This is a genomic window from Corynebacterium callunae, assembly GCF_046592015.1.
Taxonomy (GTDB): domain Bacteria; phylum Actinomycetota; class Actinomycetes; order Mycobacteriales; family Mycobacteriaceae; genus Corynebacterium; species Corynebacterium callunae_A.
In genome coordinates, this window is record NZ_JAWVOB010000005.1 from 85,702 (window position 1) to 100,269 (window position 14,568).

The 14,568-nt window shown below is 50.2% G+C and carries 11 protein-coding genes and 2 riboswitches; of the genes, 5 read left to right on the forward strand and 6 right to left on the reverse strand.

Annotation, left to right across the window (positions count from 1 at the left end):
- Positions 1-21: 21 nt before the first annotated feature.
- From SFC07_RS07230 to SFC07_RS07240, 3 genes are all read left to right on the forward strand, one after another.
- On the forward strand, positions 22-180 hold the full coding sequence (locus tag SFC07_RS07230; protein WP_411207557.1) for a hypothetical protein: 159 nt from the start codon (positions 22-24) through the stop codon (positions 178-180).
- Positions 181-362: 182 nt separating this feature from the next.
- Positions 363-2,753: a maltodextrin phosphorylase MalP gene (gene malP / locus SFC07_RS07235; RefSeq protein WP_411207558.1), complete on the forward strand. Its 2,391-nt coding sequence runs from the start codon at positions 363-365 to the stop codon at positions 2,751-2,753.
- Between the two features lie 369 nt (positions 2,754-3,122).
- Positions 3,123-4,259, forward strand: coding sequence for a hypothetical protein (locus tag SFC07_RS07240; protein WP_411207559.1), 1,137 nt, complete (start codon positions 3,123-3,125; stop codon positions 4,257-4,259).
- 141 nt (positions 4,260-4,400) lie between these two features.
- Here the strand turns inward: SFC07_RS07240 and SFC07_RS07245 are convergent, their stop codons facing one another.
- Entirely contained in the window at positions 4,401-5,324 is a 924-nt protein-coding gene (locus SFC07_RS07245; RefSeq protein ID WP_411207560.1) for a restriction endonuclease, read from the reverse strand.
- 522 nt (positions 5,325-5,846) lie between these two features.
- On the opposite strand from SFC07_RS07245, the gene SFC07_RS07250 reads away from it, so the two are divergent.
- Complete coding sequence (locus tag SFC07_RS07250) at positions 5,847-6,647, forward strand: alpha/beta fold hydrolase (RefSeq protein WP_411207561.1); 801 nt, start codon at positions 5,847-5,849, stop codon at positions 6,645-6,647.
- Positions 6,648-6,745: 98 nt separating this feature from the next.
- Here SFC07_RS07250 and SFC07_RS07255 read toward each other — a convergent pair whose 3' ends face one another.
- The gene (locus SFC07_RS07255; RefSeq protein WP_411207562.1) at positions 6,746-7,105 is read right to left on the reverse strand and encodes a hypothetical protein; all 360 of its coding nucleotides are present in this window, start codon (positions 7,103-7,105) and stop codon (positions 6,746-6,748) included.
- Positions 7,106-7,119: 14 nt separating this feature from the next.
- Positions 7,120-7,237, reverse strand: a riboswitch (SAM riboswitch).
- A 134-nt stretch (positions 7,238-7,371) separates the two neighbouring features.
- Positions 7,372-7,484: riboswitch (TPP riboswitch) on the forward strand.
- On the opposite strand from SFC07_RS07255, the gene thiC reads away from it, so the two are divergent.
- Positions 7,481-9,229: a phosphomethylpyrimidine synthase ThiC gene (gene thiC / locus SFC07_RS07260; protein WP_411207563.1), complete on the forward strand. Its 1,749-nt coding sequence runs from the start codon at positions 7,481-7,483 to the stop codon at positions 9,227-9,229. (Overlaps the previous riboswitch by 4 nt.)
- A gap of 3 nt (positions 9,230-9,232) precedes the next feature.
- Here thiC and SFC07_RS07265 read toward each other — a convergent pair whose 3' ends face one another.
- The 4 genes from SFC07_RS07265 to SFC07_RS07280 form a co-directional block, all read right to left on the reverse strand.
- Positions 9,233-9,565 (reverse strand): hypothetical protein, encoded by a 333-nt coding sequence (locus SFC07_RS07265; protein ID WP_411207564.1) that lies wholly within the window; start codon positions 9,563-9,565, stop codon positions 9,233-9,235.
- Complete coding sequence (locus tag SFC07_RS07270) at positions 9,565-10,713, reverse strand: TRAFAC clade GTPase domain-containing protein (protein WP_411207565.1); 1,149 nt, start codon at positions 10,711-10,713, stop codon at positions 9,565-9,567. The genes SFC07_RS07265 and SFC07_RS07270 overlap by 1 nt, the downstream gene beginning before the upstream one ends.
- A 1,559-nt stretch (positions 10,714-12,272) precedes the next feature.
- Positions 12,273-13,553: a hypothetical protein gene (locus tag SFC07_RS07275; protein WP_411207566.1), complete on the reverse strand. Its 1,281-nt coding sequence runs from the start codon at positions 13,551-13,553 to the stop codon at positions 12,273-12,275.
- A gap of 55 nt (positions 13,554-13,608) precedes the next feature.
- Positions 13,609-14,499, reverse strand: coding sequence for a helix-turn-helix domain-containing protein (locus tag SFC07_RS07280; protein WP_411207567.1), 891 nt, complete (start codon positions 14,497-14,499; stop codon positions 13,609-13,611).
- Positions 14,500-14,568: the final 69 nt, after the last annotated feature.

Here is a 14,568-nt window from a genome sequence, read left to right on the forward strand (position 1 = left end):
CCTTTATAGAGAGGCAACACTATGTGCCGTGCAGTTACTTGTAAGAAATGCGGAAAGACCACCTGGGCAGGCTGTGGCCAGCACGTTGATCAGGTGATGAAGAACGTCCCTACCTCCCAGCGCTGCCAGGGCCATGAGGCGGAGCCTTCCAAGGGCTTTTTGTCTAAGCTTTTTGGTTAAGCGAGCGCGAAAACGGCCAACCCTTGCGGGGGTTGGCCGTTTTTTGCTTTTCGACGAGGTCCTAGTGTTCCCTCCGCCGCAGGCAGCAGTTTTTCGTCGAAAAGCACGGTTTTGAATCCGAAAGTTCCATTTATGTCCGATTGGACGACATTTTTGGCGTTTTGCATTTAGACTCATCTGCTATGAGCCCTGAAAAACAGCCACTTCCTTCCGCACTCGTCGGCAGCCATGTTCGCGCAGCTGCCGGCACCCCCGCTGAGCTAGCAACTGATCGTAAGTTCTGGACTGGTCTTTCCCGTGCCGTGCAAGAGCGCATCGCCACCGACTGGGAAGCCACCCGCGAAGCCTATGGCAACGCTCGTCAGCAGCACTACTTCTCCGCTGAATTCCTCATGGGTCGTGCGCTGCTAAACAACCTGACCAACTTGGGCCTGGTAGAAGAGGCTGCCGCTGCTACTCGCGAGCTGGGCCATGAGCTCACCGATATTCTTGAGATCGAAAATGACGCGGCTCTTGGCAATGGTGGCTTGGGCCGTTTGGCTGCCTGCTTCTTGGATTCCGCTGTTACCCAGGACTACCCCGTCACCGGCTATGGCCTGCTGTACCGATTCGGCCTGTTCCGTCAGTCCTTCAATGACGGTTTCCAGGTAGAAAAGCCAGACCCATGGCGCGAGGAAGAATACCCCTTCACCATTCGTCGTGCCTCTGACCAGCTGGTTGTTTGCTTTGACGATATGAAAGCCCGCGCGATTCCTTATGACATGCCAATCACCGGCTATGGCACCCACAATGTGGGCACCCTGCGCCTGTGGAAGGCAGAGCCTTGGGAGGAATTCGACTACGATGCCTTCAACTCCCAGCGCTTTACCGATGCCATCATCGAGCGCGAGCGCGTTTCCGATATTTGCCGCGTGCTCTACCCCAATGACACCACCTACGAGGGCAAGAAGCTGCGCGTACGCCAGCAGTACTTCTTCACCTCCGCTTCCCTGCAGGCCATGATCAACGGCCACCTGGAGCACCACCCAGATCTGAGCAACTTTGCCGAGTTCCACTCCGTGCAGCTCAATGACACCCACCCAGTGCTGGCGATCCCTGAACTAATGCGCCTGCTCTTGGATGAGCACCAAATAGGCTGGGAAGAGTCATGGGAAATTGTGTCCAAGACCTTCGCCTACACCAACCACACCGTGCTCACCGAGGCTCTGGAACAGTGGGATCAGCAGATCTTCCAGCAACTGTTCTGGCGCGTATGGGAAATCATCGCTGAGATTGACCGTCGTTTCCGCCTCGAGCGCGCAGCCGATGGCCTGGACGAAGAGACCATCAACCGCATGGCTCCAATCCAGCACGGCACTGTGCACATGGCATGGATTGCCTGCTACGCGGCATATTCCATCAATGGCGTGGCAGCGCTGCACACCGAGATCATCAAGGCAGAGACCCTGTCTGATTGGTACGCCCTGTGGCCTGAGAAGTTCAACAACAAGACCAACGGTGTGACCCCGCGCCGCTGGCTGCGCATGATCAACCCTGGACTTTCCGACCTGCTCACTCGCCTCTCCGGCTCCGATGATTGGGTAACCAACCTGGATGAGCTGAAGAAGCTGCGTTCCTACGCCGATGACAAGTCTGTGCTGAAGGAGCTCCGCCAGATCAAGGCTGCCAATAAGCGCGACTTTGCGGAGTGGATCCTGGACCGTCAGGGCATTGAGATCGATCCTAATTCCATCTTTGACGTGCAGATTAAGCGCCTGCACGAGTACAAGCGCCAGCTGATGAACGCGCTCTATGTGCTGGACCTCTACTTCCGCATTAAGGAAGATGGACTCACCGATATCCCAGCCCGCACCGTTATCTTCGGCGCGAAGGCAGCTCCTGGATACGTTCGCGCCAAGGCGATTATTAAGCTGATCAACTCTATCGCTGATCTGGTAAACAACGATCCTGAGGTTTCCCCGCTGCTCAAGGTGGTTTTTATGGAGAACTACAACGTCTCCCCTGCCGAGCACATCCTACCTGCTTCTGATATTTCCGAGCAGATTTCCACTGCCGGCAAGGAAGCCAGTGGCACCTCCAACATGAAGTTCATGATGAATGGCGCCCTCACCCTTGGCACCATGGACGGCGCCAACGTGGAGATCGTGGATTCCGTAGGCGAGGAAAACGCCTATATCTTCGGCGCCCGCGTGGAGGAACTCCCTGCACTGCGCGCGACCTACAAGCCTTATGAGCTCTACGAGACCGTCCCAGGCCTCAAGCGCGCACTCGACGCTCTGGACAACGGAACCCTCAATGACAACAACTCCGGTTTGTTCTATGACCTCAAGCATTCCCTGATTCACGGCTACGGCGTCGACGCCAGCGACACCTACTACGTGCTTGGCGATTTTGCCGACTACCGCGAGACCCGCGACCGCATGGCCGCCGACTACGCAGCCGATCCTAAGGAATGGGCACGCAAGGCATGGATCAACATTTGCGAGTCCGGCCGCTTCTCCTCCGACCGCACCATTCGCGATTACGCAACCGAGATCTGGAAGCTCGAGCCAACTCCTGCAGTTAAGAAGTAGGTTTTAGGGCTGGGCCCTCCGGGATCTGGTTCTTTGACAGCTGCCGCTTAGCTTCCACCTTGCTGCCGCGACGGCTAACCCTTTGGGTTAGCCGTTTTTTGGGGTTCAGGGGGTCCAGGGGCTTAGAAGAGTACTTTTCGACGGGTGTTGGTGGCAGTTGGCTGACTTTATGCGCGCTCTATTTGAAGCTGCCAAACCCAGGCGAAAAGCCTTTCTTAGGAGATTCATTAGAGGAAGACTCTTTACCGCCCACGAATTGCAGGCATAAAGTCTCTAAAGAGCCACGCCGATCCCTCGCAAATTTAGTCCATAGCAAATTTTTGCAATAAAGTTGATATTGAAAGTAACAAAATTAGCTTAAGGATCCCTTTGGACTATTTACGGTATTTCCGCGAGAAAATTCCGACAATTGAACACCTACCAACAGAAGAACTCCTTGAAACAGTTAGGGTTTTAACTCGCGAAGTCAACGAATGGGATTTTGCGAACAAACTGAAGCCTGAAGACATGCTTTGGCGAGAATGTAAACAGATCTATTTCGAAGGTGAGAGAGTCCGAATCACTCCACAATTTCTACTGAATATTGCACGTATCACACTCTTAGATAGGGGCTATTCCTATGAACAAACCTATAAAGAGAGCGACATTGCTGCGTTTAACAAACGCCTCCCCTACCTCAACAAACTACAGTTTTCCCCCAATGGTTCCTTCTACATTAATGGAATCCGAGAATTAGAGATTGTCGAGAATTCAGAGAAAAACTGGGCGGAGCTGCGGCGACAGGAAGAGCTGAATTCTTACCAGATGAGCCTATTCAAAAATGATGTCCTTCCCCAAATTGAATTCACTCGTGCTCTCGCAAACGTTGGTTTGGGTGGGTGGTCCGGATTCAAAACCGAAGGACTTTCGTTCGTCGAAGAGGATTCTTGGGATCTCCACCTCGATTTTTCCGATGGCAAAGGATCAGTTAGTTTCAGTGGCTTGGACTATTACCCAGAAACTTTTGTAGAACTCTGTCGAGTTCTATTTTGTAAACCTCCGGAGATCCTCGACGATGATAGAGAAACTTTAAACATACGCCTACCCAACCTCAGTAAACTCAGTTTCACCATTGGCGGATTCTTTGGTGCCACTGAGACCAGAACGATTCATGTCGATCGTTCTTATCTCATTTTGGAAAGCGCCGACTATGAAGCCTTCACTTTGAAGGATGGCGATCGTCCTCATACAGAGTTCAAAGTTCATAAATTTTCCCTTGAAGAATTCACTAATGAATTGGAAAATCTAGACCTTGGTTTATGGGAAGAGAACTATTTCTCAGGAGCAACGGATGGAACTTCCTGGTGGCTGAAAATGGAGTTTTCAGATGGTGGCGAGCCCTTTGAATCTTCTGGCAATAACGACTACCCCGAAAACTTTGATGAGCTTCTGAGGTTACTGAGCTGCTCAACTAACGAACCGGAGGAAGATGATGAGTTTGAGGACGAGGATGAAGAAGATTACTAAACCCTAGTTAGAAATCTTCCCTCCTCAAACAGGTTTCCACCGGGGCGAAGGGTTGCGTCGAAAAGCGCCATTTTGCCCTGCACACCGCAACTTTTGCGCCTCTGTGCGGAAGGCGCAGAGCTAATTCTGGTGGTATCTAGATTAGGAGAAGAAATCCTCATCGATTTCAACGACTTTATAGGTATCGCGGACCTGGATTCCCACTGCGAACCGAATCATTAGATCAGTGAGGCGTTTGCCGTCGATCAGGATAATTCGAGTAGGAACATTATTTGCGTATGTGCGTGCGCCTTCAGTGAAAGTGCTGGTAGTGATAAAAACGCCACTATCTGCTTTGCCGCTGAGCGCACCAACAAATGCTTGAAGGTCTGGGCGGCCAACTGAATTGTTGTCTGCATATCGTTTGGCCTGGATGTACACACGATTCACGCCGAGAATATCCTGGTCGATCACTCCGTCGATGCCGCCATCGTTACTGAGTTGAGTTACGCTGCCGGCGCCGGTGGTACCGCCGTACCCCATTGCGAGGAGGAGATCGACAACTGCTTGTTCGAAGAACGCGGGTTCTTTACCTTGGAGACGTTGCAAAAGCTCTGCGGCAACCTCATCATTGATTCTTTGAATACCACCTTGTACCTGCTCAATTGGTGTTAAAGACTCAATTTCGCGTTTTTGCTCCGAAGACTCAGCCGCGGTACTTTCTTTCTTCTTGTACACGCGGATGGCAGAGTTTTTATCTTCGCCGAGAGCCCGAATTTCTTTCTCTTTCGCCCCATTTGGGAACATGGGGATTAACTGTTTACCCGCCTCAGTAATTGTGTAATGCCCACGCTTTGGACGACTAAGAGCACCAACATTTGTTAAGAAAGAAACTGCCCACCCGATTCGGTTCTCATACTTTAATTGACTTCCCGAGGAAAGCATCTCTTGTTTCTGCTCGTCGGTGAGCTTAACTTCATCCGCAACCAGAGGCTGGAATTCACGCCAATGCCGAACGACACCGTCGCTTAAAACTTTAAGCGTTGGAATCATAAAGCCTTCCCAATTGGGCATTGACGAACTCATTTTTCTCCTCTTAGAAATGCCAGAATCTTTCAGACAAGCTAGCAGCCAATTTGCTAGCTTGTGTTCTGTTTAATCCTAACGGTGAGTTCTGAGGGGTTTGCAATGGCCTCGCTGTTCCTGGAATAAGGCCCAAATTCTTGGGTAGTTTTACCTGTTTCTGGGACATCGTTGAACGATTCTTGCCTTTTTCTGACCATGGGGTGTCTCGTCGAAAAGCGCACTCTTTTGGCTTACCACCTGGATGGCGGCTGGCTCCCACCACGTAAAACCGCCGGATTTGACTCTAGGTTGGCCTCTATTCATTCCTCCTTTAAAGTAATGCCGCTCAACGGGTTAGGTAGTTTCACATCCAACGCTTTAAGTTCAGTCACTTAACTTAAATATTGTGCCATGAAACACAATGGCGTAAAACTTAACAAACGGTGTTACAAATCGGGTTCTACACCAAGGAACCTCAAATGCAGAGAACCTCGCACCTCCGACACAGAGGCACACTTAAAAACTTTGAAAGGCAATCACAATATGAGCAGTAACAACAATGTCGCCACTTCAGCGGATGGAACCAAGATTTCCTATGTAAAGTCCGGCACCGGCCCAGCACTAGTAATTACGCACGGATCTATTGCCTCCAAAGAGCAATGGGCTCCAGCGATCCATGAGCTAGAAAAAGACTTCACCTGCTTTGTTTATGATCGCCGTGGCCGTGGTGACAATCCAAATGCCACGAACTACTCCATCCAAAATGAAATTGATGATCTTCATGTGATCCTCAAAGAAGCTGGCGAAAATGCTTCAATCCTCGCCCACTCATACGGAGCTTTGTGTGCCCTGGAATATTCCTTAGCGCACCCACTTGGCGATAGGAAGATGATTCTTTTTGAGCCACCTCTTCCTGTAAATGAGCCGATCGCAGGCGAAGCATTGCTTCCTTATAAAGAACTCATTGAAGCCGGAGAAGATGACGCCGCCCTCCGATTCGGCCTTCTCAACTTCGTCAGGTCATCTGAAGAGGAGGTCAATGGTGCATCACACAGCCCATTGTGGCCTTCTTTGGTTCAGCTAGCTCCAACTTGGGTCCGAGAGCTTGAAAGAATGGATCAACTTAGCGATGACCTTTCCCGCTTTTCGGTGCTTTCCGGATCCAAAGTAAGCCTTCTTGTGGGAACGACTACCAGCGATTTCCTGAAAATAGCAGCAAACGGCTTGGCTGAAACCGTGGACAATATTGTTGTGATCGAAATGCCTGGGCTAGACCATCTTGCCCACGTCATGGACCCTGTTAGCTTTAGCGAGTTCGTCAAAGAAGCTTATAACGGTAGCTAAGACACTCAATGGAATATGTAGAGACGGTCAGTGAGATTTTCACTGACCGTCTTTTCTCTTTCTCACCCGAGATACTCGGGAGCTTCCAAGACCTACTTCTACCTAGTGCAGCCCTCTACGGTCCGCTTGAAGCCAAGGTTGAAGATGTGGAAACCACCTTCAGTTGGTAGCCGCAGAAGACCACCGAAACTACTGCTATCTTCCCACTGAGCTGTTGGATCGACAGCGATGACCCGTGCAATTAGTTCGCTGTTGTGATTCCAACCGCGATAATGCTTGTCACCGGCATCAAATTCGACCCACTCCCCGTCCATTTGCAGATTGGAAACCGGCAACCACTCCGCCCTTTCCAGGGTTACCTTTGACCGAAGGTAAAACACATCATGCCCGGATTGAGTGTGCCCGCACTTGTTGTGCAATCTGATTACTAGCGGGGTGTTTTCATAGGTATTCCGCATGGGAATCTCCTTCATAATCGCTCTTCTCTGCAGTCTTTTGAGTACAGAGCGGATCTTCCTTCGGGGGCACCGTGTGCGTTGCGCGGTTGCCAGTCAGCCTGCCGAAGGGCTTAGGGGCTGAACTTCTTGATCGCGAAGATGAGGTTAGCAGACTGCTTGGTCTAGATGCAAGCCCACCGCCACAGGCACTCGTCGAAAAGCACCCTCCCTCAACCCCCGCATGGGGGTAACTTTCACGCCCAGGCGGGCAACGCGCTAGTTTTGACGGCAGTCCCCACGGGCGCCCGAGCACGGGCTGAGATCGCGCTGATTGCTGCGCGAGCACCGTTTGAACCTGTCCGGTTAGTACCGGCGAAGGAAGAGAGGAATGGTGCAATGACGCCTACCCAAAATGAGATCCACCCGAAGCACAGCTACTCCCCCATCCGCAAGCACGGCCTTGAAGTTCCCGAGACCGAAATCAACCTCGATGACTCGCTAAGCGGCCCCAACAAACCTTTTCGCATCTACCGCACGCGTGGCCCAGAAACTGACCCTACGTTGGGGCTTCCCCGTCTGCGCACACCTTGGATCACCGCCCGCGGCGACGTCACCGAGTACACCGGTCGCGAGCGTTTGCTTATCGACGACGGCCGCTCGGCAATGCGTCGAGGTGAAGCTTCAGCTGAGTGGAAAGGCCAAAAACCAGCGCCTTTGAAGGCGTTGCCTGGCAAGCGCGTTACCCAAATGGCCTATGCCCGCGCCGGCGTGATAACTCGGGAAATGGAGTTTGTGGCGCTGCGCGAACATGTGGATCCGGAGTTTGTACGCTCCGAAATTGCCCGCGGACGTGCGATTATTCCCAATAATGTCAACCACCCGGAATCGGAGCCGATGATTATTGGTCGCAAATTTTTGACCAAAATCAACGCAAATATCGGCAATTCCGCCGTCACCTCTTCCATCGAGGAGGAAGTATCCAAGCTGCAATGGGCCACGCGTTGGGGTGCCGATACCGTGATGGATCTGTCTACCGGCGATGACATTCACACCACTCGCGAATGGATTATCCGCAACTCCCCTGTTCCCATCGGCACCGTCCCGATCTACCAAGCGCTGGAAAAAGTAAATGGCGTAGCCGCCGACCTCAGCTGGGAAGTATTCCGCGATACCATCATCGAGCAGTGCGAACAAGGTGTGGACTATATGACCATCCACGCCGGCGTGCTGCTGGCCTACATCCCGCTAACCACGCGCCGGGTCACCGGCATTGTTTCCCGCGGCGGTTCCATCATGGCCGGGTGGTGCCTAGCGCACCACCGCGAGTCATTCCTCTTTGAGCATTTCGACGAGCTGTGCGAGATCTTTGCGCAATATGATGTGGCCTTCTCACTCGGCGATGGCCTGCGCCCCGGATCGCTTGCCGACGCCAATGATGCCGCTCAATTTGCTGAACTAAAGACCATCGGTGAGTTAACCCAGCGCGCTTGGGAATATGACGTGCAGGTGATGGTCGAAGGCCCCGGCCACGTTCCACTGAATATGATCCAGGAGAACAACGAGCTTGAACAAAAGTGGGCTGCTGACGCTCCTTTTTACACTCTTGGACCCTTAGTTACCGACATCGCGCCGGGTTATGACCACATCACCTCTGCCATCGGTGCAGCTCACATTGCTATGGGTGGAACCGCCATGCTCTGTTATGTCACTCCGAAGGAACACCTGGGTCTACCCAACCGTGACGACGTAAAAACCGGCGTCATCACCTACAAACTCGCAGCCCACGCTGCTGACGTTGCCAAAGGCCACCCCGGCGCGCGAGCTTGGGACGATGCTATGAGCAAGGCACGTTTTGAATTCCGCTGGAATGATCAATTTGCGCTTTCCCTCGACCCTGACACCGCCATCGCTTATCACGATGAAACCCTTCCGGCAGAACCCGCGAAGACAGCGCACTTCTGTTCCATGTGTGGCCCAAAGTTCTGCTCCATGCGCATTAGCCAGGACATTCGCGATATGTTTGGCGAGCAAATCGCTGAATTGGGGATGCCTGGGGTTGGGGCTTCTGATTCCACGGAAGGCATGAAAGAAAAGTCCCGAGAATTTGTTGCCGGTGGTGGCGAGGTTTATCGCAGTGCTGAGTAGTTGCTAGTGATGGTCGGGCCGATCCCAGATTTCTTGAAAGTGCTCTGCCACCAGAGGCCAAATGATTTCTCGGACATCTTCAGGTGAATTAATGCCCTCTGACATCTGACCACGCAACACAAAATCATGCGGGATTATTCTTCCTGCATGATCAGTGCGACCCAGCGGATCTAAGATTCGGGCAGCTGTTAGACCGTAAGATTTTTGGACTAATTCGGTTGCCTGTTCTTGGTTTTCAAAGGCAGCTTTATATATGGGTAGTGGATCCCGCTCTCCGCCATTTTCCAGGAATTGGAAACCCCAGTCTCTGCCACGAGTTGCCCATATTAGAGACATCAGAGGTCCCTCACGAGCACTCGATCATCTACTGCCTGATCCAATTTGCGGGTGAATTCAGCAACCAGGGCTTTAAGGAATTCTCGCTTTTGCATGGCTTCATCACGAAATCCCTGGAGACTTTCCTGAGGTTGATCAGCCATATGTTCCACAAATGCGCTAAAAGCCATGGCAGCAACAGCTACACCACGGTTATTGATCCTCTGACTTCCAAGGACCTTTGAAACAATCGGAACGACCAATTGGACTAGGTCATTTGTACCTATCCGCATTGCCAAATCGGCAGGTAAAACTTTCAGGTTTTGCCATCGCAGTTTTCGTTGCACCGGGAGTACACAGGCTAATGGCAAAAGAACATCGATCCCCTTACGCTGACTAATATCGATATGCCCTGGAGTGAACTTAGCTGATGATAGTAAGAGAAAATCTTTGCCAAAAGAGAATGCCTCATCATGCTCAATGAACTCCAGCAGCTTAGATCGTAGAGCGATAATATCGCTTGCTGCTTTCTTATTTAAGAGGTTTTCAAACTCTTGGACTGATAGCTCGGGCCAAAGATCCGCCTTGGACAGCGCAATAACCCAATTTCGAGGGAACTGCTTCAATTGCTTGCCATCAGCGAGTATCTCATCTTTAACTTGGTTAAGAGATTCGATGAATCCACTAAACAGATAGCGCAGATAACGCTCTTCCTCGCCGGCGTGATCGTGCAATTTTTGTCCATCTACCAAGAACAATGCAACATCTGCGCCCAGCAGGTTTCTAAAGGTACGCGCTTTGTCTTGCCTTTCTGAATCAGTAGTAGCACTGCCTTCAAACCATTCACCTGGGTAATCAAACCACGTTAAGCGAACCTCTGAAGCTTTTGCAGCTTCATTAAGACGAATACCTTTTTGTTTTAATGAAAAGACCGTTTTCTTCGAATCAAAACGGTCAGCTGCTGGAGCCTTGGAATCTTCTTTCATTCCTAAATAGATCTGCATCAAAATATTGTGCCGATCATCTTTTGCCCTAAGTTCAAATAGCTGAGGCTCCCCAGCCTCGCTATTTTGCGCTGTTCCATAAAAGGAACTCAATAAGACAGTCTTGCCGCTACCTGATTGTCCGAAGACTGCTATTTGTCGGTCAACCGTCCTGTTTTCACTCATGGCCCCGATCCTAGTTGTATCTTTGCAGTCGCAACCCCAAATAGTGAGCTTTTGAATCAACGTGTTGATAGCACGTGGAGTTCACGAGCAACGATGCGGAGGCATCGCCTCTTATTAAAAGGCGAAATATCGATCATTACCTTCTACTCCACCGAGGAAGTCCCTTTCGCTTCCTACTACATAGTAAGCATCTTCCAAACCACCGCTTGAACAAAGAAAAAGCCACTCGGTGAAATTCACTGAGTGGCTTCTTTAATCTGTACGACACGCATCGCACAACATATACGGGTTCTTATCAACGGTAGAAATGCCCTCCACTACTGCCCTACGACCAGGGTTAATGGGATAAATATCTCTAAATCCAAAGCCGCCGAAATGTGGGCTAGTTTTTTGCCACTTTTAGAACGAAATAGAAGATTTCGAGCACAGAGGGCGGTATTTATACGTGTTATGCGAATTGTTTTGGTGTTGGATTATGCACCGGCGAGAAAACAGAAATCTGCAAGGATCGGTACTTTTCTATTTCTATACATCCAGTTCCCACACTTGAATAACCTATTAAACTTTTGAACATTATAGTAAAATTGAATCAATCAGTGGTGCCTATTTCCACATAGGCCTGCCTAGTATTGGCTCTGACAGTGATAAAAGCAAAACATCCAACACCAAAACCGACACACCAGCGGCTGAAAGCGGAAATGAAGTTAAGTCACCTGAGGTAACTTGGACAGAAATTTCCCGCCATTCAGGAACTGCAGCGCAAACAAGCGGAGAAGTTTTCGCATTTGCGGGTGGCGAGATAAAGGTCCGCTACGACCAGGTTGGAACAAGTACAGGTTCGAACTCATTTATCTATGCACTTCCTGAAGGCACCACCACTTCTCAAAACGCAGCTGGAGAACTAAACATCGTAATTCAGGATGTTAACGTGTTAGGCACCGACAACGGAAAAAGGGTTGTTGAGAAGCTCGCTGGCAACTATTACATCTACTACAATTCCTCTGGAATTGAGTCGTACACGGTTACCGTCGAAGCCAAAGAGACTTCTTCAGCAGATCAAGTTGAGGCAACTAAAGAATAATGAAGGATCGAGATACCTACAAGATCCTTACGGTGTTTAGTTTCTTTTGTCCGTTAAATCGCTTCTACCTAGGAGAACGAGGAGTATTCAAGCGATTGATTACCCTCAATTACCTCGGACTTGGCTGGATCGCGGACCTGTTCTACATGGACAAGCGGTTCGATGAAGCGATGGCGAAGCGCGGTTTTACGAACACCAATATCCGAAATAGATCTGAGGAATAGCCTGGAAACGGAACAAAAATTTAAAGCGAGGTTACGGCCTCGCTTTTTGGTTATCCTCCTTGCGCATCCATCTATAACATGGACTTTGGATTAGATTATTAGGAGTAATCGGGGTATTGCCTACCTACCCAGTAAGGACAACAGTTTTCCGCAGATAGTTCTCTAAATAAACCCTGAGGTTTATTTAGATTGGTTTGCCTTCGTATTCCAGGAGCCCAGAACCTAATATGTTTGCAGTCGCAATAAAACCTCTTCTAGAGAACTCGAGTTAGTTCAACCAAATACTGTAATCCAGACTTATCCTGATTCTCCCGCTGAATACGTCTTTCTTTGGCTATATCTCGAGCATTCATTCCAACATTTCCCAAGATCGCCGCGAGCACATCGAAGATAATAGTGTCAAGATCTAACCCAGTAAGACCAAAACTTGCAATACCGAAAGTAGCTGTAGGTACAGGCTTTTCCGGGAATCGTCTAGCAAGGTCGGTCGTGAACTTAGCTACCCCGCCCAATCTAGTTTGGGAAACCGCATTGGCGAGTTCAACTACCTGCGGATGTACCTCATCTCTCCACATCGCATCTATCTCAGCTGCATGGTCTATCTCAAGAACTGACGATTCTAAGTTAGAAGCGAACTCCCCGACCGAGCGGAAATATCTCTGGCGTAGCTCCGCTAAGTCATTTCTGGCCTCGAGAATATCCTGCATTCCCGCCTTAGGAAAAACAGGCAAATGCGAGATGAAGCGAGTCCCTGTTGCTGCTCTGGAGGAGTTCTTTAGGGACTGACCGGAGTAAGGGTGATCAGAAACCGATTGAATACCTGCCAATTCCCGAATGTGATCATCCATGAGAACATGAGCATTTGGATCAGTCAAAAGCTGCTTTAGTTGAGAACCTATTTTGAGCAGATCCAATTCTGTATCCTCACTATCCGAGAAAAAGTCGCTCCCCCGAAAGACTAATGCTCCTGAATCGATCGCGGCTTGAATCTGATCTCCGCCATATTGCTGCCAAATTTCTCGGTATTGACGCTCAACATTGCTGCGAACCGAGTCATACCCAGAACCAAGGATTTGGTCGAGTTGGGCTTTATTGCTTAAGTAAGTCGGATCATTCGCAATATCGGGTCGACTTCGGACCAATCTGCGTGGGTAGCTCTCCTGAAACTGGAGCATACCTCGCATAAGTTGTGCAATCTCAGCAGCTTGGTTAGCACTTATTCCAACGCTTTTACTGTAACGCGGATCAGAATATAGATCCATTAGCTGGATTAAGCCCTTTGGCCCAGAGTTTGCTAAGTCATTGTGACGCTTTAGATAGGCTACAGCTGGAGAAACCAGTTCAACACGTGGAGCATAAAGAAGGGCGGATCGAACTAAACGAACATCTTGTGCTGCCTGTTTTTCATCCGGACCACTACCTTCAGAGAGAGACTGAGAATCCCCAATCGCCATCACCACGACAGTCGGGCCATATTCTTGCTCCGCTAAATTTCGAAGATCTCGCTGCTGGCTTTTCCTATTTTTCTTAGCCATTTAACCTTCCCCTGCTCAGCTTTTTACCCAGTCTAAAGTTCTATTAGCGTTGGCGCTACCTTCCCCGATAGTGATAACCCCGGTACGTATTATCTTTAATAAACTCTTTTAAAGTCTCACGCGACACATATTTCCTGGAAGCTACCTGCACATGTTCTAGCTCTCCCTGATTCACCAACTCATAAACCATAGAGTATGAAAGCCCCAAAGCTTCACCGGCTTGTTTAAGGCTTAAAAGCAAAGGGCCATTATCTGCCAGGACATTCGGCTTAATCACAGTGGTCTGCTCAGCCTCAACTACTTCCACCTCTGAAGCAGTAGTCTTCCATGAGCCGTAATACCCGTAAGGCTTGTTGAACTCTTCCTGGACTTTCTTCGCCGCATCCTCCTCATCCGCAGCCCTAACCCACCGCTCTGCCACCTGCACCCTTGTGACTTGAACCCGGTAACGCATAAATGTCTCCTCGGTTTGAACTCGTTTAACCTTTAAGGGCTTGTTCTCTCGTTTCTTGGCGGCATTGCGTACTCGGCGAGAGTAGCGAACCGCCCCATCGACAGGAGGTGCTGGAGATTCACGATCTGACTGCACGTTGCCAATATTCGCTTTTGGCATGCCAGATCGCTTCTTCGTCTTGCTGTGGGTGCGCGTCTCAGATTTACCAAACCCAGGAATCGCTGGCCACCGCTCCCCCAAATCAGTGAGTTCCACCCTCCAAGAATCACCACTGCCCGAGACTTTAACAAGACCTAATTTATCTAGACGCCGAGCATGACCTCGGTAACGAAGATCCTCGTCATCAGCGAAAGTATCAGGAGGCTGCCCGGCTTTGACCCACTCCAAGACCTCAATCTGGAGCTCAGTCAGTCCATGTCGCTTATTGGTCAAAATTGCCTCCGCCCGTTGACCTCTTGCTACTCCATCTTCGCGTGATTGCCACCAGTTCACAAGAGATATTGTGAAGCCCAGGTATGCCGCGCACTTTTCTGGCCAACCCGATCCAAGTTGTTTGCTTAA